General features: G+C 65.3%; 22 protein-coding genes and 1 riboswitch. Of the genes, 14 read left to right on the top strand and 8 right to left on the bottom strand.

Features of this window, described 5'->3' with window-relative positions; translation table 11 throughout:
- Positions 1–131 precede the first annotated feature (131 nt).
- Genes NCR39_RS13355 through fliF form a run of 6 tightly spaced genes read right to left on the bottom strand, consistent with a single transcriptional unit; the run spans position 132 to position 7,075 of the window.
- Positions 132–1,553 (bottom strand): flagellar hook-length control protein FliK, encoded by a 1,422-nt coding sequence (locus NCR39_RS13355; RefSeq protein WP_250452599.1) that lies wholly within the window; start codon positions 1,551–1,553, stop codon positions 132–134.
- A 57-nt stretch (positions 1,554–1,610) separates the two neighbouring features.
- The gene (fliJ, locus tag NCR39_RS13350) at positions 1,611–2,060 is read right to left on the bottom strand and encodes a flagellar export protein FliJ (protein WP_250452598.1); all 450 of its coding nucleotides are present in this window, start codon (positions 2,058–2,060) and stop codon (positions 1,611–1,613) included.
- A 58-nt stretch (positions 2,061–2,118) separates the two neighbouring features.
- Positions 2,119–3,654, bottom strand: a complete 1,536-nt coding sequence (fliI, locus tag NCR39_RS13345; RefSeq protein WP_250452597.1) for a flagellar protein export ATPase FliI — start codon at positions 3,652–3,654, stop codon at positions 2,119–2,121.
- Positions 3,648–4,316, bottom strand: a complete 669-nt coding sequence (gene fliH / locus NCR39_RS13340) for a flagellar assembly protein FliH (RefSeq protein ID WP_250452596.1) — start codon at positions 4,314–4,316, stop codon at positions 3,648–3,650. Before fliH ends, fliI begins: the two co-directional genes overlap by 7 nt.
- Positions 4,309–5,304: a flagellar motor switch protein FliG gene (gene fliG, locus NCR39_RS13335; RefSeq protein WP_250452595.1), complete on the bottom strand. Its 996-nt coding sequence runs from the start codon at positions 5,302–5,304 to the stop codon at positions 4,309–4,311. The genes fliH and fliG overlap by 8 nt, the downstream gene beginning before the upstream one ends.
- The gene (fliF, locus tag NCR39_RS13330) at positions 5,294–7,075 is read right to left on the bottom strand and encodes a flagellar basal-body MS-ring/collar protein FliF (protein WP_250452594.1); all 1,782 of its coding nucleotides are present in this window, start codon (positions 7,073–7,075) and stop codon (positions 5,294–5,296) included. The genes fliG and fliF overlap by 11 nt, the downstream gene beginning before the upstream one ends.
- Before the next feature lie 258 nt (positions 7,076–7,333).
- Between fliF and fliE the strand changes: the two genes are divergently transcribed.
- The 5 genes from fliE to NCR39_RS13305 all read left to right on the top strand — a co-directional run bounded on the left by fliE (position 7,334) and on the right by NCR39_RS13305 (position 10,394).
- Positions 7,334–7,699, top strand: coding sequence for a flagellar hook-basal body complex protein FliE (gene fliE, locus NCR39_RS13325; protein WP_250452593.1), 366 nt, complete (start codon positions 7,334–7,336; stop codon positions 7,697–7,699).
- 239 nt (positions 7,700–7,938) lie between these two features.
- Entirely contained in the window at positions 7,939–8,358 is a 420-nt protein-coding gene (gene fliS / locus NCR39_RS13320) for a flagellar export chaperone FliS (RefSeq protein WP_250452592.1), read from the top strand.
- A 31-nt stretch (positions 8,359–8,389) separates the two neighbouring features.
- Positions 8,390–8,719: a flagellar protein FliT gene (locus NCR39_RS13315; RefSeq protein WP_250452591.1), complete on the top strand. Its 330-nt coding sequence runs from the start codon at positions 8,390–8,392 to the stop codon at positions 8,717–8,719.
- A gap of 53 nt (positions 8,720–8,772) precedes the next feature.
- The gene (fliK, locus tag NCR39_RS13310; RefSeq protein ID WP_250452590.1) at positions 8,773–10,095 is read left to right on the top strand and encodes a flagellar hook-length control protein FliK; all 1,323 of its coding nucleotides are present in this window, start codon (positions 8,773–8,775) and stop codon (positions 10,093–10,095) included.
- Complete coding sequence (locus NCR39_RS13305; protein WP_250452589.1) at positions 10,092–10,394, top strand: EscU/YscU/HrcU family type III secretion system export apparatus switch protein; 303 nt, start codon at positions 10,092–10,094, stop codon at positions 10,392–10,394. Before fliK ends, NCR39_RS13305 begins: the two co-directional genes overlap by 4 nt.
- Before the next feature lie 24 nt (positions 10,395–10,418).
- Here the strand turns inward: NCR39_RS13305 and NCR39_RS13300 are convergent, their stop codons facing one another.
- Entirely contained in the window at positions 10,419–12,146 is a 1,728-nt protein-coding gene (locus tag NCR39_RS13300; protein WP_250452588.1) for an isovaleryl-CoA dehydrogenase, read from the bottom strand.
- A 338-nt stretch (positions 12,147–12,484) separates the two neighbouring features.
- Here NCR39_RS13300 and NCR39_RS13295 point away from each other — a divergent pair, with 338 nt between their 5' ends.
- Positions 12,485–14,206, top strand: coding sequence for an OmpA family protein (locus tag NCR39_RS13295; RefSeq protein ID WP_250452587.1), 1,722 nt, complete (start codon positions 12,485–12,487; stop codon positions 14,204–14,206).
- Positions 14,207–14,281: 75 nt separating this feature from the next.
- Here NCR39_RS13295 and NCR39_RS13290 read toward each other — a convergent pair whose 3' ends face one another.
- Complete coding sequence (locus NCR39_RS13290; protein WP_250452586.1) at positions 14,282–15,211, bottom strand: LysR family transcriptional regulator; 930 nt, start codon at positions 15,209–15,211, stop codon at positions 14,282–14,284.
- 123 nt (positions 15,212–15,334) lie between these two features.
- Between NCR39_RS13290 and NCR39_RS13285 the strand changes: the two genes are divergently transcribed.
- The 8 genes from NCR39_RS13285 to NCR39_RS13250 all read left to right on the top strand — a co-directional run bounded on the left by NCR39_RS13285 (position 15,335) and on the right by NCR39_RS13250 (position 23,623).
- Entirely contained in the window at positions 15,335–15,793 is a 459-nt protein-coding gene (locus NCR39_RS13285; RefSeq protein WP_250452585.1) for a CidA/LrgA family protein, read from the top strand.
- Positions 15,794–15,824: 31 nt separating this feature from the next.
- Positions 15,825–16,547: an LrgB family protein gene (locus tag NCR39_RS13280; protein ID WP_250452584.1), complete on the top strand. Its 723-nt coding sequence runs from the start codon at positions 15,825–15,827 to the stop codon at positions 16,545–16,547.
- A gap of 103 nt (positions 16,548–16,650) precedes the next feature.
- Positions 16,651–16,798, top strand: a riboswitch (S-adenosyl-L-homocysteine riboswitch).
- A gap of 32 nt (positions 16,799–16,830) precedes the next feature.
- On the top strand, positions 16,831–18,252 hold the full coding sequence (gene ahcY, locus NCR39_RS13275; protein WP_250452583.1) for an adenosylhomocysteinase: 1,422 nt from the start codon (positions 16,831–16,833) through the stop codon (positions 18,250–18,252).
- 101 nt (positions 18,253–18,353) lie between these two features.
- Positions 18,354–18,707: a phage holin family protein gene (locus NCR39_RS13270; RefSeq protein WP_250452582.1), complete on the top strand. Its 354-nt coding sequence runs from the start codon at positions 18,354–18,356 to the stop codon at positions 18,705–18,707.
- Between the two features lie 28 nt (positions 18,708–18,735).
- The gene (metF, locus tag NCR39_RS13265) at positions 18,736–19,575 is read left to right on the top strand and encodes a methylenetetrahydrofolate reductase [NAD(P)H] (RefSeq protein WP_250452581.1); all 840 of its coding nucleotides are present in this window, start codon (positions 18,736–18,738) and stop codon (positions 19,573–19,575) included.
- 272 nt (positions 19,576–19,847) lie between these two features.
- A complete protein-coding gene (locus NCR39_RS13260) occupies positions 19,848–21,479 on the top strand; it encodes an ABC transporter substrate-binding protein (RefSeq protein ID WP_250452580.1) in 1,632 nt (543 codons plus the stop codon).
- Between the two features lie 122 nt (positions 21,480–21,601).
- Positions 21,602–22,612 (top strand): ABC transporter permease subunit, encoded by a 1,011-nt coding sequence (locus NCR39_RS13255; RefSeq protein ID WP_250452579.1) that lies wholly within the window; start codon positions 21,602–21,604, stop codon positions 22,610–22,612.
- A 93-nt stretch (positions 22,613–22,705) separates the two neighbouring features.
- On the top strand, positions 22,706–23,623 hold the full coding sequence (locus NCR39_RS13250; RefSeq protein ID WP_250452578.1) for an ABC transporter permease subunit: 918 nt from the start codon (positions 22,706–22,708) through the stop codon (positions 23,621–23,623).

Here is a 23,623-nt window from a genome sequence, read left to right as displayed (position 1 = left end):
AACGACGTGCGGGCGAAAAGCTGCTTTCTTTGGTTACTTTCTTTGCAGCAGCAAAGAAAGTGACCCCCGCCCCGGGGAGGGGCGTGCTAATAGACCGACGCGTGAAAACGAAGAAACGAAGAAAAAAAGCCTTAGGCAAAAGTATCGACAAGCCCGACCGTGCGCCGCGTCGGCAATGAAGCACTCCCACCGGCAACACTCCCAACTGAAGCGCCACCAAAACCACCCCGCGATGAACGCGCGTCGTCGCCGTTGCGCTCCTGCTGAGACTGCCGCCCAAACGCCGATCCATCGGAAACAGAAGCACTCCCGAGGCTGATGCCATTCGCTTCCATCGCCTCACGCAGCCGAGGCATCGCCGCCTCGACAGCCTCGCGAACCTGCACATGCTGCGACACGAACAACGCGTGTGCATGGTTGTCCGCCACCTGCAACGTCACCTGCAGCGGCCCCAGATCCTTCGGATTGAGCGTCAGTTCAGCACTCTGCTGATTCGCATTCGACAGGAAAACGACCTTCTGGCTGAACGCATCGTCCCAGCCCGATGCGCCCACGTGCGGCGCAATCGCCGCGCTCGTCGCCGCCGTCATCGCGCCCTGCGGACTCGATACGCCCGAATTCGCCGATGCCGCCTGCAGCGACACCGCGTGCGCCGCCGCATCCGCAGCCTGCTTGTACGCCGCGCTCGCACCGTCCGCCGCAACCGGCGTCAACGCGGCCTGCGCGTTCGTCATCGCGGTCGCATCCGCCTGCGGCGTCGTCGCAGCGCCCTTGGCATCGCCCGCCGATACGTTCGTCAAAATCACGCCTGCGCGCGCGCCCTTCGCGCCCTGCGTCTGCGCATTGGCCGCATTGCCGGCGTTAGCCGCCTCGCCCGTGCCGGCGTTCGCATGAACCGCCGGGGCAGGCGCCGCCGCAGCCGCAGCCGGCGCGTTGTTCATCGCCGCGAGCGCGGCTTGCAGCGCGTCCTGCGCGGACTTCGCGTCGTCGGTTTTCTTCGTGTCGCCGGTCGCGGACGTCTCGCCATCCGTCGATGCCGTCGTCACGCCGCTCGCCGTCGCCGCATCGGCGAGATCGGCAAGCGTCGCGTCGTCGGAAGCGGCGTCGGCATTGTTGGCGTTCTTGGCGTTCGCGGTGTTCGCTGCATCGGCACGCGCCTTCGCGTCGGCGGCGGCTTTCGCGGCGGCATCGGCGGCCGTGGACGGCTTCGCGGCGTCGGACGCCTTCGATTCATCCGCGCTCTCGCTCTTGTCCGCATGCGCCGATGCGTCCGCCTTCGCGCTCGCATCGCTCGATGACGACGGCTTGGCGTGCACGTCGTCGTCCTTGCCCGATGCGCTGTCATCGGGCTTCGGCGCGTCATGCACGCTCGACGTATCGTCGGAAGCGAGCGCCTGCGCCGCTTGCGCCTCGGCATGCGCGCGATCCGTGATGCCCTGCAGCGTCTGCCCGAACGACACGCCCGCGCTCGCCGCGCGCTTCGCCGCCGATGCGCCCGAAGCCTGAGAAGACGACGCACCCGAAAGCGCGCCCGTGAATGAAACGGAGGACATATTCAGCCTCTGAAATCCGATAAATGAATTACACGCGGACCCACGCCGCTAAAAATCTCATGCTCTCGCGGAACGCATGCGCAGAATCTTCGCCGCATGCTCATCCGCTTCGCGCTGTTCCACACGCGCCGCCTGCTTCGCGAGCAACGCTTCGCCGCGCGCCGCGAGCACTTCGTAACTGCCGACCTTCTGCTTCTTCAGACGCCATTCGGGCTTCATCGCCTCGATGCGGTGATCCGCCATCACGAGCGCCGCGCGTTGCTGCGCGATCGCGGCGTCGAGCGTGTCGACGAATGCCTGGAAATTGCGCAGCGTCTGCGCCGTCGTGCCTTCCTGCGCCGACGCCGTGAACTTCGCGTGATACTCGTCGCGGTACGTCACGAGCGAAGCAAGCTGCGACTCGATCTCGGTTTTTTCCTGCTGCAGCTTCCCCAGCTTTTTGGTGACGGATTCGAGCTCTTCCTGCGCCAGCTCGATGAGCGTGTTGATCGGCAGATTCTTGGACATGGACGTGCGGTCTCTGTGGTCGTAAAACTACGCGTTCTTCTGATGAATGGCTCGAATACTAGTCGAAAAGCTGGTGCAACAAATCAAGGCTCGGTTCAAAATTTGCCTGCTCGCGAAAGCCTTGCTGTAAAAACTGCTCCATGCGCGGATACATCGCAATTGCACGGTCCAGCAACTGGTCGCGGCCGCTCGAATACGCGCCCACGTTGATCAAATCCTTGTTTCGCTGATAGCGCGACAGCATCTGCTTGAACAGACGCACGCGCTCCAGATGCTTGTCGTCGATGATCGACGTCATCACGCGGCTGATCGACTGTTCGATATCGATCGCCGGATAATGCCCCGCCTCCGCCAGCGACCGGTTCAGCACGATATGGCCGTCCAGAATCGCGCGCGCGGAATCGGCGATCGGGTCCTGCTGGTCGTCGCCTTCGGTGAGCACCGTATAGAACGCGGTGATCGAGCCGCCGCCTTCCGGTCCGTTGCCCGTCCGCTCGACGAGCGCCGGCAGCTTCGCGAACACCGAAGGCGGATAACCCTTCGTCGCGGGCGGTTCGCCGATCGCGAGCGCAATTTCACGCTGCGCCATCGCGTAGCGGGTGAGCGAATCCATCAGCATCAGCACGTGCTTGCCCTGATCGCGGAAATATTCGGCGAGCGAGGTCGTGTACGCGGCGGCCTGCATCCGCAGCACGGGCGATACATCCGCCGGCGCGGCCACCACGACCGAGCGCGCGAGACCGTCTTCGCCCAGAATCTGCTCGATGAATTCCTTCACTTCGCGGCCACGTTCGCCGATCAGCCCGATCACGATCACTTCCGCGCTCGTGTAGCGCGCCATCGTGCCGAGCAGCACCGACTTGCCGACGCCCGAGCCCGCGAACAGGCCCATGCGCTGGCCGCGTCCGACCGTGAGCAGCGAGTTGATCGCGCGCACGCCGACGTCGAGCACCTTGTGAATCGGCTCGCGATTCAGCGGATTGATGACCGGCGCGGACAGCGGCGCATCGACTTTCGCGCCGAGCGGGCCGAGCCCGTCGAGCGGACGGCCGGACGCATCGACCACGCGGCCGAGCATTTCCCAGCCGACGGGTAAGCGCTTCGCGCCCGCCATCGGATCGTTGATCGGCGCGCTTTCCAGCGGATACACGCGCGCGCCGGGCAAGAGACCCGCCACTTCGGTCGTCGGCATCAGAAAGAGCTTGTCGCCCGCGAAGCCGACGACTTCGGCTTCGGCGGTCGGAATCGCGCTGCCGGGCGGCAACTCGATCATGCATTCGGAGCCGACGCCCATCTTCAGGCCGACCGCTTCCAGCACGAGACCGGCCGCGCGCGTCAGACGCCCGCACGGACGCAGCGGCTTCGCGATGGCGTTGCGCGACTTCAGCGCGTCGAGCTTCTCGCGCCACGTGTCGATGTGCGGATTGCCCGCGAGCGTCGCCAGTTCGGCGATCGTGCGCGCGGCGATCGTGTCCGCGTCGGCGTCGTCGAGGGCGCCGAGGCTTTCATCGCCCGCGAGCGGCCCGAACGACGCGCGCGCGATTTCCTGTTCCAGCGCGCTCAGCCCGTCCTGTGTGATGCGGTTGTTCACCACGGCTTGTTCCTCCCGAGCGCGGCGGCCACGCGTTCCCAGCGCGATGCGTTGGTCGCGTCGATTTCGCCGGTCGCGGCGTGCGCCTTGCAGCCGCCGCGTTCGATGGCCGGATCGGGCCGCACGGTCCAGCCGGCGGCTTCCAGTTCTTCCTTCAGATACGAATCGACGACCGGCAGATCCGCCGGGCTGACGACGAGCGTCGGCGTGCCCGAAAGCTCCGGCTCGGCGGCGATCACTTCGCGCGCCACCGCGACGAGCGCGGTCGGATCGAGCGTCAGATGCTGACGCACGACCTGCTGCGCGATATCGATGGCGAGCGCGGCGAGCGTCTCCGCGATGGCGGCATCGGCGGCTTGCAGCGCGGTCCTGAACGTATCGGCGATCTGCGCGAGTTGCTCGGCTTGCGCCAGCGCTTCCTTGCGGCCTTCCTCGAATCCCTTCGCCTGACCTTGCTCGAAGCCCGCCTTGAAGCCGAGCGCCTGACCGGCGACGTGCCCCTTCGCGAGGCCCTGCGCGTGCGCGTCTTCCTCGACGCGGCGCAGATGCGCTTCGAGCGCGGCCTGATCCGCCGCGCTGTGGTCGACGGTGACGGGATCGAACGACGCCATCTCCCAGCGCTGATACGCGGACATGTTCGCCTTCGCGGCCGCGGCGTTAGACATATGCGTCCTCCGCCTTGCCGCCTAGCTGAATCTGGCCGTTTTCGGCGAGATTGCGCACGATCTGCAGGATCTTGCGCTGTTGCTGTTCCACTTCCGACACACGCACCGGACCGCGCGAATCGAGGTCTTCGGCGAGCAGTTCGGCCGCGCGCTGCGACATGTTCGACAGGAACTTCTGGCGCAATCCCGGCTGCGCGCCCTTGAGCGACACGATCAGCGTTTCGGATTCCACTTCCTTCAGCAGCAACTGGATCGCGCGGTCTTCGAGGTCCATCAGGTTCTCGAACACGAACATCTGGTCGATGATCTTCTGCGCCAGTTCCGCGTCGTACTCGCGCACGTTCGACAGCACGCCTTCCTCGTGATTGCTCGACATGAAGTTGAGAATCTCCGCCGCTGTGCGGATGCCGCCCATCGGCGCGCGCTTCAGGTTGTCGCTGCCGGAGAGGAGCGTGGTCAGCACGTCGTCGAGTTCGCGCAGCGCGGCGGGCTGAATGCCGTCGAGCGTCGCGATGCGCAGGAGCACGTCGTTGCGCAGCCGGTCGTTCAGCAGCGACACGATTTCCGACGCCTGATCGCGGTCCAGGTGCACGAGAATCGTCGCGATGATCTGCGGATGCTCGTTCTTGATGAGTTCCGCGACCGCGCCCGAGTCCATCCACTTCAGACCTTCGATGCCGCTCGTGTCGCTGCCTTGCAGAATGCGGTCGATCAGCGCGCCGGCCTTGGTTTCGCCGAGCGCCTTCGTCAGCACCGAGCGGATGTACTCGCTCGAATCGAGCGACAGCGCCGTGTGCTTTTCCGCTTCCGACACGAATTCGGTCAGCACGTTGTCGAGCTGCTCGCGCGTCACGTTCTTCAGCGCCGCCATCGTCGCACCGATCTTCTGGACCTCGCGCGGCGCGAGATACTTGAAAACGTCGGCGGCTTCTTCCTCACCGATCGACATCAGGAGGAGCGCGGCTTTATTCAGGCCTTCAGCGTTCATCGGACACCCAGTTCTTTACGACCGTCGCAACGATTCTCGGATCCTGCCGCGCGACCATGCGCGCGTAGTCCAGATTGCGATCGAATTTCGCCTTGTTGCTTTCATGACCGAGGAGACTCACCTCGGCATCCTTTTCTTCGTCTTCCTTCTTCTCGCCGCCCAAAGTCGGGCCGTCGAGCAGCGAGAGATCGTCCGGGCCGCCGGCCAGCGTGGGCGCGAGTTCCGGCGGCGGCGGGAAGGCGCGGCGCATCGCCGGCTTCACCATGCTGAAGTACAGGAACAGCGCGACGATGCCGATGCCCACGTACTTCGCCAGCGCGATGCCCCGCGCGATCATGTCCGGCGTGCGCCACCACGGCACGTCGGGCGTCACGTCCAGGTTCGACGAGAACGAGCTGTTCACCACGTTCACCGAATCGCCGCGCTTCTCGTCGTAGCCCATCGCGTCCTTCACGAGTTGCTGCACTTGCGCGAGCTTGTCGGCGGCGAGCGGCGTCATCGTGACCTTGCCCTTCGCATCGACCTGCTTTTCGTAATTGACGACCACCGCCACGGAGAGACGCTTGATGCCGCCCGTCGCCTGCTCGAAATGGCGCACGGTGCGATCCACTTCGTAGTTCGTCGTCGTGTCCTTGCGCAGGTTCTGCGGCGTGGACTTCGCCGATGCACCCGCCGCGCCCGATGCGGCGGCGTCGACCGGCGCGGATGCCGGCTGCGGCGGCTGGTTCGAGAGCGCGCCCGGCACGCCCGTCGCGCCGCTGCCCGACGTTTCGCTCGATTCGCTCGATTGCTGGCTGCGGATCGCCGTGCTCTGCGGATTCGCGTTCGGGCCGTAGCTTTCGGCGGTCTGTTCGAGCTTCGAGAAGTCGATGTCCGCGCTGACCTGCGAGCGCGCATTGCCGGCGCCGAAGAGCGGCGCGAGGATCGCGTCGATGCGCTTTTGCGTGTTGTGCTCGATCTGCTGCACGTACTTCAGTTGCGATGCGTCGAGGCCGTTCGCCGCGCTCTGGCTCGTGAGCAGGTTGCCGTCCTGATCGACGATGTTCACGTTCTTCACCGGCATGTCCGCCACGCCCGACGCCACCATGTGCGCGATCGCGAGCACCTGGCCTTCGTCGAGCACGCGGCCGGGATACAGATTGATCATCACGGAAGCGGTCGGCAGTTCCTTGTCGCGCACGAAGACGCTCGGCTTCGGAATGGCGAGATGCACGCGCGCCGACTTCACCGACGAAATCGAACCGATGGTGCGTTCCAGCTCGCCTTCGAGCGCGCGCTGATAGTTGACCTGTTCCGCGAACTGGCTGATGCCGAACTTCTGGTTGTCCATCAGTTCGAAGCCGACCGAGCCGTTCTTCGGCAAACCCTGGCTCGCGAGACGCAGACGCGTTTCGTGAACCTGTTCGGCCGGCACGAGAATGGCGCCGCCGCCGTCGGAGAGCTTGTACGGAATGTTGCCCTGCTGGAGCGCGGCAACGATTGCGCCGCCGTCGCGATCCGACAGATTGCTGAAGAGCACGCGATAGTCCGGCTGGCGCGACCACAGCAAGAGACCGGCGACGACCATCGCGAGGATGGCGACCGCGATGATCAGCGGCACGCGCGGGTTCGAGCGGAACTGCGACAGCATCGGCACGCGCTGCGCAAAGCCGCCGAAATCCGCGCCGGAAAGGCCCGCGCCCGCGGCGGGGCTGCCGGCCGCGCCTGGCTGCGCGCCCGCCAGACCCATTCTGGCGTCGGGCGTGATCAAAGAATTGTTGGGCGTTTCCATTTGGCGTCGATACTCCGAATCTGTTGCGTCTTCCTGCCGCTACGCTTTCGTCAGCGGCTGAGGAAGTCTTTTCACGATGGGGATTATCCGCACAACATTGCAAGTCGATTCGACGAATAGAGCCGGGTTTCCCCCGTTCTTCGGGCGGTTTGGAAACGCACCCGCTGCTAATCTTTTTCATGTCCCGGCGAGGCTTTCGTGCGCCGTCCGGACTACTTTCCGGCCTTTGCAACAGCGTTTCAGTCACACGGAGTCAACATGAACTTTCCGATCAATCCGCTTTCCGCCGCCATGAGCGCGATCCAGTCGATGTCCGCGCAGGCGGCCGGCGGCGCGACGGCGTCCGGCGCGGTCACCGGCGCCGCCACCGGGCAAAGCGGCGGCTCCGGCGCGGTGAGCGCGGGCAGTTTCGCGGACGCGCTGAAATCGTCGATCGACAAGATCAGCGACAACCAGACGAGCGCGCTCAAGGAAGCGCACGCATTCGAGATCGGCGCGCCGAACGTCTCGCTCAACGACGTGATGGTGGACATGCAGAAGGCGAACGTCGGGCTGCAATTCGGCCTGCAGGTGCGCAACAAGCTCGTCTCGGCCTACAACGACATCATGCAGATCTCGGTCTGACGCGCCGAAACGCCGTCCCGCGCGCGTCCAGCCGGTATGGCCCCGAGCCTTGCGCCCTAAAGCTTTGCCGCGTTTCTCCGATAACCCCGATAACAGCACGGCGAACGATGGTTCGCTCGCGACAGCGGGCGGCGCCAGCGTGTCTTCGCCAGCACCGACTTTTACCGGGCAGACGCCGCAGGCGTCCGGACGGGCGGCCCGAAGCGCCGCGCCGGCATCGCAATTTGGGAGAGCCATCGATGTATTCGCAGGGACAGGCGGGAGCCAACGCATATGCGCGCGTCGGCGTTCAGACGGGCGTGATGGGAGCCAGCCCGCACCGGCTCATCGTGATGCTCTATCAGGGCGCGCGGCAGGCCATCGCGCAGGCGCGGATGCATCAGCAGCAGAACAACATCGGCGCACGCGGAGCGGCGATCAGCAAGGCGATCAGCATCGTGGAGAGCGGTCTGCAACAGGCGCTGAACAAGGAAGCGGGCGGCGAAATCGCGCAGCGGCTGGACGCGCTGTACGCGTACATGACGCGCCGGCTTCTGGAAGCGAACCTGAAGCAGGACGAGAAGATGCTCGTGGAAGTCGACGACTTGCTGGCGACGCTCGAGGAAGCGTGGGTTGGAATCGGACCGGAAGTGGCGCAGATGACCGCGGCCGCCGTCTGAACGGAAAGCGGCGGGCGACTGCCGGGAAAGAATGAAAACCACACAAGAATACTTCGCTCACTACGAAGCCATCGCCGCACTTTCCGCCCAGATGCTGGTCGCGGCGCGCGAAGGCGATTGGAGCGAACTGAAGGCGATGCAGAGCGCGTATCGCGAGTTGGTCGATCAGTTGAAGGAAACGGACGCCGGATCGGACCTCGACGAAAGCGCCCGGGCGCGCAAGCTGGACCTGGTGAAGAAGATTCTCGCCGACGACGCCGCCATTCGCGATCTGAGCTCGCCGAGTCTCGCGCGCCTGTCGGCGCTCTTCACCGTCAACAGCACGGCGCGCGTTCTGAAAAAGATGGTCGGACTGCGTTAGCAGCCGCCTTGCGCCCGCCGTTTCACGCGGCGGACGCCCATGAGGATTTCGGCATGACAGGACTCGATTCCACGCTCGCAGCCTTGCTCGCGAGCCGCACCGACCTCGTTCTGTCCGCGATCCGCGCAGCCGACGGCGTCAACGGCGCGACCGGCGCCGCCGCCGGCCGGACGACGACGCAAGCGGGCGCGTTCCATTCCGTCGATACGCCCGTCACGGCGTCGAGTGCGGCGGATGCGTCGGCGGCATCGGCGCAAACCGAGCTTTCCAGCGTCGCGCGCACGCTCGACGTGATCTCGCGCTTAGGCAGCGCGGCGCCCGCCATCATCGGCGATACGCCTTTGTGGCCCACGCCGCCGCGTCCCGCGAGCGCGTTCGCCGCGCTCACCACCGGTCTCTTCGATACCGCTTTCTCCTCCAATGCCGCCGCCGTCGCGGCCGCGCGCGCCGCGAGCCTGAACCTGCCGCCGCTGCCCGCGAGCGCGCTGGCCGAAGGGCTGGCGAAGACCGTCGGCGAAAGCGGGCTGTTCTACGAATCGCATCTCGCGCAATGGCTCGCGGGTCAGCGCAGCGCGGCGTCGCTCGCGAACGAGCCGCAGGCGCGCGTCGATACCCGCGCGATGCCGCTCGATTTCGCCGCCGACGCGTGGTCCGCGCATCCCGCGGCGACGCCCGATCTCGCCGATGCCCCGATGCCCGCGCGCCCCGTCGCGATGCCGCAGACGCCGCAGCAGGCGGCCGCGCTCGCCGCTTCGGTGCGCGATGCGCCGGCTTCGGTGCTATCCAATTCCCAGACGGCGAGCGCCGCGCCCACGGCGTCCGCGCAGCCGGGGACGCATGAATCGGCGGTGCAGGCGTCCGTTGCGGCGGGCATTCATCCGGCGACGCTCGATGTCGTCCGTCAGCAACTCGACGTGCTCGCGAACGGCCAGTTCCGCTGGCAAGGCGAGGCGTGGCCGGGCACGCGCTTCGAATGGGAAATCGCCCGCGAGCCGCGCGATGCGCGCACGTCCGACGCTCCCGCCGACGACCGCGCCTGGCGCACGCGCGTGACGCTTTCGCTGCCGGCGCTCGGCACCGTGGACGCGGAACTCGTGCTGACGGGCGAAAAGCTCGCGGTGCGCATCAAGGCAAGCGACAAGGGCGCGGGCCGTCTCGCGGCCGAAGGCGCGGCGTTCGCGCGTCAACTGGATGCGGCGGGCATCGCGCTCGCGTCGATGTCGGTGCGCTCGATCGACGGCGCGGACATCGAACTGAACGGCGACGGCAACGCGGGCAACGCGGCCGTCGCGAGCGACGCGGGCGCGAAGCCGGTGCGATCGCCGCTCGCGCATTTGTTCCGCGCATCGCCGGGTGGCGACGGAGGATCGGCATGAGCACGCCCTATGGCCGCAAGCAGGCGACGGCGCTCACCTACGACGCGGGCAACCGCGAGGCGACGCCGCGCGTCGTCGCGAAGGGTTACGGGCTGATCGCGGAAATGATCGTGCAGCGCGCGAAGGAAGCGGGCGTGTACGTGCACGATTCGCCTGACATGGTGTCGCTGCTGATGCAGGTCGATCTCGATTCGCATATCCCGCCGGCGCTTTATCAGGCGGTGGCGGAATTGCTGTCGTGGGTTTACCGGCTGGAGAACGAAGAGCCGATCCGCGAGGCGGGAAGGGCGGGGCGGTAAGCGCGCAGGCTCGCGTCCCGCTTTCTACACGCCGAACGCCCGCTCCACGATCGCCCGATGATCGAACCGCGCCGGCAACGTCCCGAACACGCGCCCCGTTTCGCCGCGCGCGTCGCCCAGCCGCGTTTCGATGAACGCCTGCGCCACGTCCGCCGGTGCATGCCGCGCCATCAACACGCCTTGCGCGCATGACGCCAGCCTTTGCGCGATGCCCCGCGCCGACGCCTCGCGCGATGCGGCGTCGCCCGTCAGCATCGCGACGAGTCCCTGCAACGCCGCCGAAAGCGCCGGATGTTCCGCCGCCGCGTCGCGCCAGTCGTCGAAAAGCGCGTGCGCCGCGTCCTGCTCGCGCTCGAACGCGCGCAGCACGTCGAGGCACATCACGTTGCCCGAGCCTTCCCAGATCGAATTGACCGGCGCTTCGCGATAGAACCGCGCCATCGGACCGGTTTCGACGTAGCCGTTGCCGCCCCAGACTTCCATCGCCTCGCCGGTGAACTCGACCGCGCGCTTGCACACCCAGAACTTCGCGGCCGGCGTCACGATGCGCCGCCACGCGCGCATCAGCGGCGCGCTGCCGGCTGACGCGCTCTGCTCGAACGCGCCCGCGAGCCGCATGAACAGCAGCGTCGCCGCTTCCGATTCCAGCGCCAGATCGGCGAGCACGTTGCGCATGAGCGGCTGATCGGCGAGCCGCGCGCCGAACGCGCTCCGATGCCGCGCGTGGTGAATCGCCTGCACGAGCGCCGCGCGCATCAGCGCCGCGCTGCCGATCACGCAATCGAGCCGCGTGAAGTTCGCCATTTCGATGATCGTCGGCACGCCGCGTCCTTCGTCGCCGATCATCACGCCGTAGGCATCGAAAAATTCGACTTCGCTGCTCGCGTTCGATCGATTGCCGACCTTGTCCTTCAGCCGCTGCACGCGCACCGCGTTCTTGCGGCCGTCCGGCGCGAAGCGCGGCACATAGAAGCACGACAGGCCGCCTTCGTCGGCGGTGCGCGCGAGCACGAGATGCGCGTCGCATTGCGGCGCCGAAAAGAACCACTTGTGGCCGACGAGCCGGTATTCGCCGCCGCGCCCGCCCGCACCGTTTGCGCCGTTTGCGCCGATCGCAAACGCCCGTGTGCGATTGCTGCGCACGTCCGAGCCGCCCTGCTTTTCGGTCATGCCCATGCCGATCATCATCGAGCGCTTGCCGGCTTCGAGCGGGATGTCGCGCGGATCGTGCTCGCGCGAGAGCAGCGGCCCGGCGAGCCGCGCATACAACGACGGCTCGTTGCGCAAGACGGGGATGCTCGCGAAAGTCATCGTGATCGGACACAGCGAACCGGATTCGAGCTGGCCGTGCAGGAAGTAGCTCGCGCACCGCGCGGCCATGGAACCGGGACGCGCGTCCGGCTCGAACGGAAGCGCCTGCAAGCCTTCGTGACGCAGCCGCCGCAGCAGTTCGTGCCACGCCGGATGAAACTCGATTGCGTCGATGCGCTCGCCGCGCGCATCGTGCGTCGCCAGTTCCGGCGTGTGCCGATTGGCGAGTTCCGCGAGCGCGAGCACGTCGGGCTGCGTGAGCGCGCGGGCGTCGCGAGTCAGCGCATCCGCGTGCCAGCCCGCGCCTTCGCGATCCACGGCGGCGGCGAGCGCGCGATCGGCGGCGAAGGCGTCGTAATCGCACAGCGGCGGCGGCTGATTCGTGACTTCGTGTGTCGCGCCGAAAGGATGATCGTGTGCATCGGCCCAAGGCGAATTCATGCGTTGGTCTCCCTGAAAGCGGTCCACGCCGCGAGCCGCCGATTTCCGTTCCGCGCGATGCCAGCCACGCGCGGCCGCTATCTCGAATTCAACCATCATAGGCCGCGCTTTCGGCTGAGGGGTAGAGGCATCGCTCTCTTCAATCGGGCCGGGCGTCGCGGCGCGGTTGTCACAAGGCCGCCAACTTTTCTGAGGCGCAGTCTGAAAGCGCCGATCGCTGAGAGAAATCCGATTGTTTAGTCGTCCGCGCTGATGTGCAGGAACCCGAACCTATAATCGGCTCGACTTTTATCGGGCCGAGAGCCCGTGCCACTACGGCTTTTCAGGAAGCATTCACAATGAGCATGAACCTCAACCAGTTGGTGCAGGGCGCCTTGAACGAAAGCGTGCTGCAGCATCTCGCCACGCGCATCGGCTGCACGCCGGAATCCGCGAAGCGCGTCGTTTCGTTGTGCGGCCCGGCGCTCATCGGCTCGATGATGAACAAGGCGTCGTCGCTCGACGGCGCGCGCAGTCTTTTTGCGTCGATCATGGCGCCAACCGTGAACACGCATATCGCCGACGAACTGCCGCATTTCGTCGTCCGCGACGAAGGCATGCAGACGTTGCTGGCCACGGGCGCATCGGTGGACGGCGCGGTCGCATCGCACGACAGTCTCGACTTGCTGAGCGAACGCATCGCCGAGTACACGGGCGTCGCGGCGAGCGCCACGCGCACGCTGACGGGCGTGGTCGGCGCGACCATCCTCGGGCTGCTGAAGCGCTACTTCACGCAGCACAACGCGCAGGTCGGCCAGTTGCCGACGCTGCTCGGCCATCAACTGCCCGTCGTGCGCGCCAACATGACGGACGCGTTCGCGCAGGCGCTCGGCCTCGGCTCGGTCGGCGCGTTCCTCGCGGGCGTCGCGACGCGGCTGAAGGCGGTGTCGTCGCATCTGGAACATCCGGCCACGCAGGAAGCGGCGGCGTTCCCCATTCATAGCGATCCCGCCGCGCCCGAACCGGACGGCGAAGAGAAGGACAAGTCGGGCAAGCGCAAGTGGCTGTGGGTCGCCAACGCTGCGGCGCTCGCACTGTTCGCCGCGCTGGTCGCGCGCGGCTGCTCGACCGAAGACAAGCCGAAAGAACATGCATCCGATGCGCAAGCGGACGCTGCTTCGGCGGCTTCGGCGGCTTCGGCGGCTTCGGATTCTTCCGCTGCTTCGGCGGGCGCGGTGACCGCGGTGACCGCCGACAAGCCGGCATCCGCGCCAAATCAGGCGTCGGTTCCGTCGATGCAGCCGACGAAGGACGCGAGCGCATCGTTTGCCGTCGACGCTTCCGGCGTGCCGACGCTCAACGCGACGGTCGGCAGCGAAGAAGAGCGGCAGCGTCTGATCGACGCGTTGTCCGCCAAGCTCGGCGGCGCGGGCAAATTTCACGCGAACGTGACGGTCGATCCGGACGTGAAGCCGTCCGCATGGATCGGCAAGATCGACACGCTGTTGCCCGTCGTGACGCTGCCGGGCGCACGCGTGCAGATCACGGGCGACAAGATCGAACTGGACGGCAAGGCCGCCGACGCGAAGCTCGGCTGGCTGGACAAGCTTAAGCCGTTGCTCGGCGCGGGCTGGAATATCGGCGCGGCTTCGGCTGCTTCCGCTGCATCGTCTGCTTCCGCCGCCTCGGCTCCGGCAACGGGCGACGCGTGCTCCGCGCCGGTCGTCGCGCGCATGCTGAACCTGAAGCCGGTCAATTTCCGCATCGGCTCGAATACGCCGCCCGCTGCCGCCATGGCGTCGCTCGCCAAATCGGTGAAGGCGCTGAAGGCCTGCAACGGACACGCCGCGCCGATCAAGCTGCACATCGCCGGTTATTCCGACAACACCGGCAGCGCGGCGCTGAACAAGGAACTGTCGAAGAAGCGGGCGGAAGCCGTGCGCGCATATCTGGTCAAGCACGGCATTCCGGCGGATTCGCTGACGGTGGAAGGCTTCGGCTCGGCGAATCCCATCGCGGACAACTCGACGGCGGCCGGGCGCCTGGCGAATCGCCGCATCGAGTTTACGGAAGCGAACTGAAGCCGCGCTTTCTTTGAATCACGCGCCGGAACTGCAGAAAGCGGCTCCGGCGCGTTTTCTTTTGCGGACGGCGTTTCAGCGTCGCGCGCGGGCGAAGCCGTCGGCCATGAAATCCTGATCCAGATTCGCGGGCAGCGTTTCGCGCGCGACCTCGATCCACGCGCGCGCCGCATGCGACAGATAGCCGTTGCGCCGCCAGCCGAGCGCCATGTCCCAGTGAATCTCCGGCGCGACGACCGGCCGGCACGTGAACGCATCGGTGTCGAGGCGCCGGCAATACGGAGCAGGCAACAGCGCGATGCCGATGCCCGCCTGCACCAGTGCCGCCATGAAATCCCAATGCCCGCTGCGCCCGACGATCGTCGGCGAAAAGCCCGCCTCGCGGCATGCCTGGAGCACGATGTCGTTGAGCGCGAGACTCTCGCCGTAGAACACGAACGGCTCGGCCGCGAGATCGGCGAGCGGCACTTCGCCGACGTCCTCCCAGCGCGATCCCTTCGCCGCGACGAGCCATAGAAGCTGTCGGCTGACGGGCAGCACGTCGAACATGTCGGTATCGACGGGTTGCAGGACGCCGCCGAGTTCCAGTTCACCGTCGACGAGCGCCGCCTCGATCGCCTTCGATCCGCGCTCGAACAGCTTCAACTCCACCTTCGGATAGCGCCGCCGGAACGCCGCGATGGCGGGCGTGAAAAGCGAGCCGCCCATCGGCGGAATGCCGATGGTGAGCGTCCCGCGACCGAACGTGCCGAGATCGTTCAGCTCGGCTTCGAGCCGCGCGTGCGCCGCGAGCACGTCGATGCCGCGCTGATACACGATCTGCCCGGCATCCGTCAGGACCATCTGGCGGCCTTCGCGCAGCAGCAGCGGCGAGCCGACTTCATCTTCCAGCGCTTTCACCATTTTGCTGATCGTCGGCTGCGTGACGAACATGTGCTCGGCAGCCGTCGTGAAGCTCTTCTGCTTCACCACTTCAACGAAATATCGCAACGCGCGCAGTTCCATGTCGGGCTCCGGATTCCAGATCGGAATGATATGGATGAGCTTAAGTCATTTTTTTTATGAGGGCACCGCCCATATACTCGACGTACAGGTTAACCCTAGTCGAAACAACAACTGGAATTCCCCATGGCCGCCGTTCTCCCCAATCCCACGCCTTCCACCGACGCCCGCGCGGCGGCGGCGCGTTTCGCGCGCGTCGCGGTGCAGTCGGCGGGCATCGCCGGCATCTGGTTCGCAGCGGACTTCGTCGCGCGCAAGCTCGCGCTGCCGGTGCCGGGCGGCGTCGTCGGATTGATCGCGCTGCTTCTGCTGCTAATGTGCGGCGGCATTGCGCCGCGCTGGGTCAAGGCCGGCGCGGACTGGCTGCTCGCCGACATGCTGCTGTTCTTCATTCCCGCGGCGGTCGCGGTGGTGCAATACGGCGGGCTGTTCATGGAGGACGGCTGGCGGCTCGCGCTGGTGGTCGTCGGCGGCACGCTGATGGTGATGATCGCGGTGGCGTTCGCCGTCGATCGCGCCGCGCGCCTCGAACGGCGTCTCGCGCTGCGCCGCGCGCTCGTCGCGCGTCACGCGTCCCGCGTTTGAATCACGCCCGAATCCGCCCGAGCGCACGACCATGAGCCACTTCTACGCATCCCTCTTCGATGACGACGCCGGCCGCCTGATCGCGGCTGCGTGCTTCGTGCTGACCGTCGCGCTGTATTTCGCGTCGAAGCGGCTTTACGCGCGCTTCAAAAGCCCGTGGCTCACGCCGCTCGTCGCGGTTCCGGCGGTGCTGGCGCTCGTCGTCGTGACCGCCCGCATCCCGTATTCGGTCTATTTCGCCGATACGCGCTGGCTCATGTGGCTGCTCGGGCCCGCGACCGTCGCGTTCGCGGTGCCGATCTACGAATATCGCGCGCTCTTGAAGCGTCACTGGATCTCGCTGACTGTCGGCGTGACGGTCGGCATTCTGGTGGGCGTCGGCGGATCGCTGGCGCTCGCGAAGCTGCTGCATCTGTCGCCGGAACTGCAACGCAGTCTCGCGACGCGCTCCGTTTCCACGCCGTTCGCGCTCGCCGTCTCCGACAAGATACACGCGCCCAAAGACCTCACCGCGCTCTTCGTGATCGCGACGGGCGTCTGCGGCATGCTCTTCGGCGAACTCGTGCTCGCGCTCGTGCCGCTGCGCACGCGGCTCGCGCGCGGCGCGCTGTTCGGCGCGGCGGCGCATGGCGTCGGCACGGCGAAAGCGCGCGAATTGGGGAGCGAAGAAGGCGTGGTTTCCAGCCTCACGATGATGATCGCGGGCGTCGTGATGGTGCTGCTCGCGCCGCTGCTTTCGGCGTTGCCGTTCTGATCGGCGCGTCGTCGGAAAAAACGATCCGCACGTCGCCGAAAGATGGAATCGGCGCACGCCGAAAGCCAAACCATTCCATAAGACTTTGCTACAATCGACCCTCGCCCCCGAGGAGCGTTGCGACGGATCATCCGCTGAAAAGCAGCATCCGCCAGGCTCGGAGGCATTCAATCCGGACGGTTCGAAGGCGCTTCACCCTCAACGGTGAAAAACGCCCGCAAGCCACCGCATTCGAACGGCGCTCACGTCAACATTTCTAGTCTTTTTAGAAAAGGAGGGCGTGATGAACGCCGCAGTTCTCGATTCCCAAAACTCCAAGGATTACGTCGTCGCCGACATGTCGCTCGCCGCGTGGGGCCGTAAAGAGCTCGACATCGCCGAGACGGAAATGCCGGGTCTCATCCAGACGCGCGAAGAGTACAAGGCGAAGCAGCCGCTGAAGGGCGCGCGCATTGCCGGTTCGCTGCACATGACCATTCAGACCGGCGTGCTGATCGAAACGCTGACGGCGCTGGGCGCGGACGTGCGCTGGGCGTCGTGCAACATCTTCTCGACGCAGGATCACGCAGCCGCCGCGATCGCCGATGGCGGCACGCCCGTGTTCGCGTTCAAGGGCGAATCGCTCGACGAGTACTGGGAATTCTCGCATCGCATTTTCGAATGGCCGAACGGCGAATTCGCCAACATGATTCTCGATGACGGCGGCGACGCCACGCTGCTGCTCATTCTCGGCTCGAAGGCGGAGAAGGATCGCTCGGTCATCGGCAAGCCGACGAACGAGGAAGAAGTCGCGCTGTATTCATCGATCGCGCGCCACTTGGACGCCGATCCGACGTGGTACTCCACGCGCCTCGCGCACATCCAGGGCGTGACGGAAGAAACGACGACGGGCGTGCATCGCCTGTATCAGATGGAAAAGGAAGGCCGTCTGCCGTTCCCGGCCATCAACGTGAACGATTCGGTCACGAAGTCGAAGTTCGACAACCTGTACGGCTGCCGCGAGTCGCTCGTGGACGGCATCAAGCGCGCAACCGACGTGATGATCGCGGGCAAGATCGCGGTCGTGGCCGGTTACGGCGACGTGGGCAAGGGCTGCGCGCAATCGCTGCGCGGTCTCGGCGCGACGGTGTGGGTCACGGAAATCGATCCGATCTGCGCGCTGCAAGCCGCGATGGAAGGCTATCGCGTCGTGACGATGGAATACGCCGCCGACAAGGCCGACATCTTCGTGACGGCGACGGGCAACTACCACGTCATCAACCACGACCACATGAAGGCGATGCGCAACAACGCGATCGTCTGCAACATCGGTCACTTCGATTCGGAAATCGACGTTGCGTCCACGCGCCAGTACACGTGGGACAACATCAAGCCGCAAGTCGATCACATCATCTTCCCGGACGGCAAGCGCATCATTCTGCTGGCTGAAGGGCGTCTCGTGAATCTCGGCTGCGCGACCGGCCATCCGTCGTTCGTGATGTCGAACTCGTTCACGAACCAGACGCTCGCGCAGATCGAACTGTTCACGCGCGGCGACCAGTACGAGAACAAGGTGTACGTGCTGCCGAAGCATCTCGACGAGAAGGTCGCGCGCCTGCACCTCGGCCGCATCGGTGCGGAACTGACCGTGTTGTCGAACGAGCAGGCCGGCTATATCGGCGTCGATAAAAACGGCCCGTTCAAGCCGAACCACTACCGCTATTAATCGCCCGCGACGCACGCGAGCAAGCGGCGGCAATGCCGGCACGGATGCACGCGCATCCGTGCGGCGCGTTGCCCGAACGACGACCAACCGGAGAAACCTCGATGACCGTGCTGCTGACATGGCTGATCAACGCGCTCGCGCTGCTGATCATCACGTATCTGGTGCCGTCCATTCACATACGCAGCTTCGGCACGGCGCTCATCATCGCGATCGTGCTCGGCCTGATCAACGCGATCATCCGGCCCGTGCTCATCATCCTCACGCTGCCGGTGACCATCCTCACGCTCGGCCTCTTCATCCTCGTGGTGAATGCGCTGTGCTTCTGGCTGTGCTCCTCGCTGCTGAAGGGTTTCGAAGTGTCGGGTTTCTGGTCCGCGTTCTTCGGCTCGATTCTCTACAGCATCGTGTCGTGGCTTCTGTCGGCGCTCATCTTCGGGCAGCGCAACTTCGGCTAGCCGCCGCGCTTCACGCGCACACATCATCATGAAACCCATCGAACTCTCATTCGAGTTTTTCCCGCCGAAAACGCAGGAAGGCGTGGACAAGTTGCGGGCCTCGCGCGCGCAACTGGCGAAGCTCTCGCCGAAGTTCGTCTCCGTGACCTTCGGCGCGGGCGGTTCCACGCAGCAGGGCACGCTCGACACCGTCCTCGAAATGGCGGCGGAAGGCTTCGAGGCGGCGCCGCATCTGTCGTGCATCGGTTCGTCGAAGGAAAGCCTGCGGTCGATTCTCGGCGCGTATCGCGAGCACGGCATTCGCCATATCGTCGCGTTGCGCGGCGACCTGCCTTCGGGCATGGGCGAAGTCGGCGAGTTGCGTTATGCGTCGGAGCTGGTGGCGTTCATTCGCCAGGAGCACGGCGACTGGTTCCACATCGAAGTGGCCGCGTATCCGGAGTTTCATCCGCAAGCGCGTTCGCCGCGTGTCGACATGGAGAACTTCGCGCGCAAGGTGAAGGCGGGCGCGAACGCCGCGATCACGCAGTACTTCTTCAATGCGGACGCGTACTTCGAGTTCGTCGACGAAGCGAGGAAGCTCGGCGTCGATGTGCCGATCACGCCGGGCATCATGCCGATCACCAACTTCTCGCAACTGATGCGCTTCTCCGACATGTGCGGCGCGGAAGTGCCGAAGTGGATCGCGCGCCGGCTCGAAAGCTACGGCGACGACCGCGAGTCGATCCGCGCGTTCGGCCTCGACGTGGTGACGGGGTTGTGCCGCCGTCTCGTCGACGATGGCGCGCCCGGTCTGCACTTCTACACGCTGAACGGCGCGGCCGCGACGAAGACGATCTGCGAGCGGCTCGGCTTCAAGAGCGCATAAAAAAGCATCGACACGCATCAACCCGCATCACCCGCGCGGCGCTCGCCGCGCGGTTCTTCTTTTCCTTCCTTTTCAGAAGACTTTCGATTGCGCGACGACGTTTCGCGGTCCGTGCTTTTTCGCGCGGCGAAAGTGGGGAAAACCAACAGCCCGCGTGACATTTGTTCGTGCTAGTGTTGCGCCCGGTTTTTTCGTCCGCCAACAAGGTGGAAGACGCGATCAAGTAATATCGCGCTACGCCGGCCAGAAGCCGGCACTGACCTGGAGGAAACATGAAGAAGAATGGCCTGTTGCGAGCCGCCCGCTTGTCGGCGCTCATGGGCGCTGTCGCCACGGCAACGCTGTTCGCGGCGAGCGCTGCGAACGCGGCAATCCCGAACAAAACGCTGATTTACTGCTCCGAAGGCAGCCCCGCCGGTTTCGATCCCGCGCAGTACACCACGGGCACCGACTTCACCGCGAACACCTTCACCGTCTATAACCGCCTCGTCGAATTCGAACGCGGCGGCACGAAAGTCGAACCCGGTCTCGCGGAAAAGTGGGACGTCTCGGCGGACGGCCTGACGTACACGTTCCATCTGCGTCACGGCGTGAAGTTCCAGACGACGTCGTACTTCAAGCCGACGCGCGAATTCAACGCGGACGACGTGCTCTTCACGTTCAACCGCATGCTGGATGCGAACCATCCGTTCCGCAAGGCGTACAACGTGCAGTTTCCGTACTTCACGGACCTGGGCCTCGACAAGCTGATCGCGAAGATCGACAAGGTCGATCCGTACACCGTGAAGTTCACGCTGAAGGAAGTGAGCGCCCCCTTCATTCAGAACATGGCGATGGAATACGCGTCGATCCTGTCCGCCGAATACGCGGACAAGCTGCTGAAGGAAGGCAAGGCCGCCGACATCAATCAGTATCCGCTCGGCACGGGCCCGTTCATTTTCCGCAGCTACACGAAGGACGCGACCATTCGCTTCGACGGCAATCCGGACTACTGGAAGCCGAACGCGGTGCAGATTTCCAAGCTGATTTTCTCGATCACGCCGGACGCCGCCGTGCGCGTGCAGAAGCTCAAGAGCAACGAATGCCAGGTGATGAGCTATCCGCGCCCGGGCGACATTTCGGCGCTGAAGTCGGCATCGAATGTGGATACGCCGTCGCAGGCCGGTTTCAACGAAGGCTACGTTGCGTATAACGTGACGAAGAAGGACCTCGGCAACGCCGACGTTCGCCGCGCGCTCGACATGGCGATCAACAAGAAGGCGATCATCGATTCCGTGTATCAGGGCGCGGGCCAGGCGGCCACCGCACCGATGCCGCCGACGCAGTGGTCCTACGACAAGAACCTGAAAGCGAATCCGTACGACACCGCGAAGGCCAAGGAACTGCTCTCGAAGGCAGGCTTCCCGAACGGCTTCGAGATCACGCTGTGGGCCATGCCCGTGCAGCGCGCCTACAACCCGAACGCGCGTCTGATGGCCGAGATGATCCAGGCCGACTGGGCGAAGATCGGCGTGAAGGCGAATATCGTGTCGTACGAGTGGGGCGAGTATCTGAAGCGCGCGCACGCGGGCGAGCATGATGCAATGCTCATCGGCTGGACCGGCGACAACGGCGATCCCGACAACTGGCTCGGCACGCTGCTCGGCTGCGACGCGGTGAAGGGCAGCAACTTCTCGAAGTGGTGCTACAAGCCGTTCGACGATCTCGTCGTGAAGGGCCGCTCCACCACCGATGTCGCCGCGCGCACGAAGGCGTACACCGACGCGCAGCAGATCTTCGCGCAACAACTGCCGTTCTCGCCGATCGCGCATTCGACCGTCTATCAGCCGGTCAGCAAGAAGGTGACTAACATGAAGATCGAGCCGCTCGGCTACGTGCGCTTCGATGGCGTCGGCATGCAGTAATCTGCTGACGGAACGCTTTTTGCGCTAGAAAAGCATCAGTCGAAACAGGGCCGGCGGCGCGGATCGCAACGATCCGGCCGCCGGTTACGTCTTTACCCCACGAACGATATCTAAGGGCGATCATGTTCCGATTCGTTTTGCGACGCATAGGAATGGTGATACCGACGTTCATCGGCATTACGATTCTCGCGTTCGCGCTCATCCACCTGATTCCGGGCGATCCCATCGAAGTGATGATGGGCGAGCGGGGCGTGGACCCGGCCATGCACGCCGAAGCCATGAAGCGCCTGGGTCTGGAGCAGCCGCTTCCGCTCCAATACCTCACGTACGTCGGGCACGCGCTGAAAGGCGATCTCGGCACGTCGATCATCACGAACACGAGCGTGATGGGCGAGTTCCTCGCGCGCTTTCCGGCGACCGTCGAACTGTCCATCTGCGCGATGATCTTCGCGCTCGTCGTCGGCCTGCCCGCTGGCGTCGCGGCGGCGCTCAGGCGCGGCACGGTCGTCGATCACGGCGTGATGGGCACCGCGCTCACCGGCTATTCCATGCCGATCTTCTGGTGGGGCTTGATCCTCATCATGTTCTTCTCGGCGAAGCTCGGCTGGACGCCGGTCTCGGGCCGCATCGCGGTGGAGTACGACATTCCGCACGTCACCGGCTTCATGCTGATCGACTCGCTCTTCTCAACCGATGAAGGCGCGTTCACGTCCGCGTTGAGCCATCTGATTCTGCCGACCATCGTGCTCGGCACGATTCCGCTCGCGGTCGTCGCGCGCATGACGCGCTCGTCGATGCTCGAAGTGCTGCGCGAGGACTACATCCGCACGGCGCGCGCGAAGGGTTTGTCGCCGTTGCGCGTGGTCGTCGTGCATGCGCTGCGCAATGCGCTGATTCCCGTCGTCACCGTGATCGGTCTGCAAGTCGGCACGCTGCTCGCGGGCGCGGTGCTGACCGAGACGCTGTTTTCGTGGCCGGGCGTCGGCAAGTGGCTCATCGACGCCATTTCGCGCCGCGATTATCCGGTCGTGCAAGGCGGCATTCTGATGATCGCGTCGCTCGTGATCATCGTGAATCTGGTCGTCGATCTGTTGTACGGCGTGTTGAATCCGCGCATTCGCCATACTCGCTGAGGAAACAGATGGACTACTCCAACGCTCACTTTCGTTCGCTGCCCCCGAGGGGGCGCATGCCTCGTTTGAGGCGGCTCGGCGCGAGGCATAGTCATGGCTGATATTCAAAACAATCTTCCGCCCGGCGCGCTCACGCCGCCGTCCGGCCGCATGGTCGCGGCGCGCGAGTTCTGGGCGAACTTCTCGCGTAATCGCGGCGCCGTCGCGGCGGGCGCGATCGTCCTGCTGTTCATTCTCGTCGCGATCTTCGCGCCGCTGATCGCGCCGCACAGTCCGATCGAGCAATACCGCGATTACGTGAAGATTCCGCCCGCATGGCTCGAAGGCGGCAATCGCATGTTCCTGCTCGGCACCGACGAAGCCGGCCGCGACATCCTTTCGCGTCTGATGTACGGCGCGCGGCTGTCGTTCTGGATCGGCTTCGTTTCGGTCGTGCTCGCGTTGATTCCGGGCGTCGTGCTCGGTCTCATGGCCGCGTTCTTCAACTGGCTCGATACGCCGATCATGCGCGTCATGGACGTGCTGCTCGCGTTGCCTTCGCTGCTGCTCGCGGTCGCCGTCGTGGCGATCATCGGGCCGGGGCTCGTCAACACGATGCTCGCCATCGCCATCGTCGCGCTGCCGGGCTATGTACGCCTCACGCGCGCATCCGCGCTCGGCGAATTGCAGAAGGAATACGTGACGGCATCGCGCGTCGCGGGCGCGGGCACCGTGCGGCTCATGTTCTCGCAAGTGCTGCCGAACTGCGCCGCGCCGCTCATCGTGCAGGCGACGCTCGGCTTTTCGTCCGCGATTCTCGACGCCGCCGCGCTCGGCTTCCTCGGCTTGGGCGTGCAGCCGCCGGCGGCGGAGTGGGGCGCGATGCTCGCATCGGCGCGCGATTACATCGAAAGCGCATGGTGGATCGTGACGATGCCGGGTCTGTCGATCCTGATCTCGGTGCTCGTGATCAACCTGCTCGGCGACGGTCTGCGCGACGCACTCGATCCGAAACTGAAACGGATGGGATGA

Source organism: Caballeronia sp. ATUFL_M2_KS44 (assembly GCF_023630965.1).
In the GTDB taxonomy this organism is placed as follows: domain Bacteria; phylum Pseudomonadota; class Gammaproteobacteria; order Burkholderiales; family Burkholderiaceae; genus Caballeronia; species Caballeronia concitans.
This window is presented reverse-complemented; position numbering and strand designations above follow the sequence as displayed.

Bases quoted from the DNA above. Each gene is read 5' to 3' on its own strand.
- fliK (WP_250452590.1), top strand. From the start codon at position 8,773: ATGACAGGACTCGATTCCACGCTCGCAGCCTTGCTCGCGAGCCGCACC.
- NCR39_RS13250 (WP_250452578.1), top strand. From the start codon at position 22,706: ATGGCTGATATTCAAAACAATCTTCCGCCCGGCGCGCTCACGCCGCCG.
- fliJ (WP_250452598.1), bottom strand. From the start codon at position 2,060: ATGTCCAAGAATCTGCCGATCAACACGCTCATCGAGCTGGCGCAGGAA.
- NCR39_RS13255 (WP_250452579.1), top strand. From the start codon at position 21,602: ATGTTCCGATTCGTTTTGCGACGCATAGGAATGGTGATACCGACGTTC.
- NCR39_RS13305 (WP_250452589.1), top strand. From the start codon at position 10,092: ATGAGCACGCCCTATGGCCGCAAGCAGGCGACGGCGCTCACCTACGAC.
- NCR39_RS13295 (WP_250452587.1), top strand. From the start codon at position 12,485: ATGAGCATGAACCTCAACCAGTTGGTGCAGGGCGCCTTGAACGAAAGC.
- ahcY (WP_250452583.1), top strand. From the start codon at position 16,831: ATGAACGCCGCAGTTCTCGATTCCCAAAACTCCAAGGATTACGTCGTC.
- NCR39_RS13300 (WP_250452588.1), bottom strand. From the start codon at position 12,146: ATGAATTCGCCTTGGGCCGATGCACACGATCATCCTTTCGGCGCGACA.
- fliG (WP_250452595.1), bottom strand. From the start codon at position 5,304: ATGAACGCTGAAGGCCTGAATAAAGCCGCGCTCCTCCTGATGTCGATC.
- NCR39_RS13280 (WP_250452584.1), top strand. From the start codon at position 15,825: ATGAGCCACTTCTACGCATCCCTCTTCGATGACGACGCCGGCCGCCTG.
- NCR39_RS13290 (WP_250452586.1), bottom strand. From the start codon at position 15,211: ATGGAACTGCGCGCGTTGCGATATTTCGTTGAAGTGGTGAAGCAGAAG.
- fliF (WP_250452594.1), bottom strand. From the start codon at position 7,075: ATGGAAACGCCCAACAATTCTTTGATCACGCCCGACGCCAGAATGGGT.
- NCR39_RS13270 (WP_250452582.1), top strand. From the start codon at position 18,354: ATGACCGTGCTGCTGACATGGCTGATCAACGCGCTCGCGCTGCTGATC.
- NCR39_RS13315 (WP_250452591.1), top strand. From the start codon at position 8,390: ATGAAAACCACACAAGAATACTTCGCTCACTACGAAGCCATCGCCGCA.
- NCR39_RS13355 (WP_250452599.1), bottom strand. From the start codon at position 1,553: ATGTCCTCCGTTTCATTCACGGGCGCGCTTTCGGGTGCGTCGTCTTCT.
- NCR39_RS13260 (WP_250452580.1), top strand. From the start codon at position 19,848: ATGAAGAAGAATGGCCTGTTGCGAGCCGCCCGCTTGTCGGCGCTCATG.
- fliS (WP_250452592.1), top strand. From the start codon at position 7,939: ATGTATTCGCAGGGACAGGCGGGAGCCAACGCATATGCGCGCGTCGGC.
- metF (WP_250452581.1), top strand. From the start codon at position 18,736: ATGAAACCCATCGAACTCTCATTCGAGTTTTTCCCGCCGAAAACGCAG.
- fliH (WP_250452596.1), bottom strand. From the start codon at position 4,316: ATGTCTAACGCCGCGGCCGCGAAGGCGAACATGTCCGCGTATCAGCGC.
- NCR39_RS13285 (WP_250452585.1), top strand. From the start codon at position 15,335: ATGGCCGCCGTTCTCCCCAATCCCACGCCTTCCACCGACGCCCGCGCG.
- fliE (WP_250452593.1), top strand. From the start codon at position 7,334: ATGAACTTTCCGATCAATCCGCTTTCCGCCGCCATGAGCGCGATCCAG.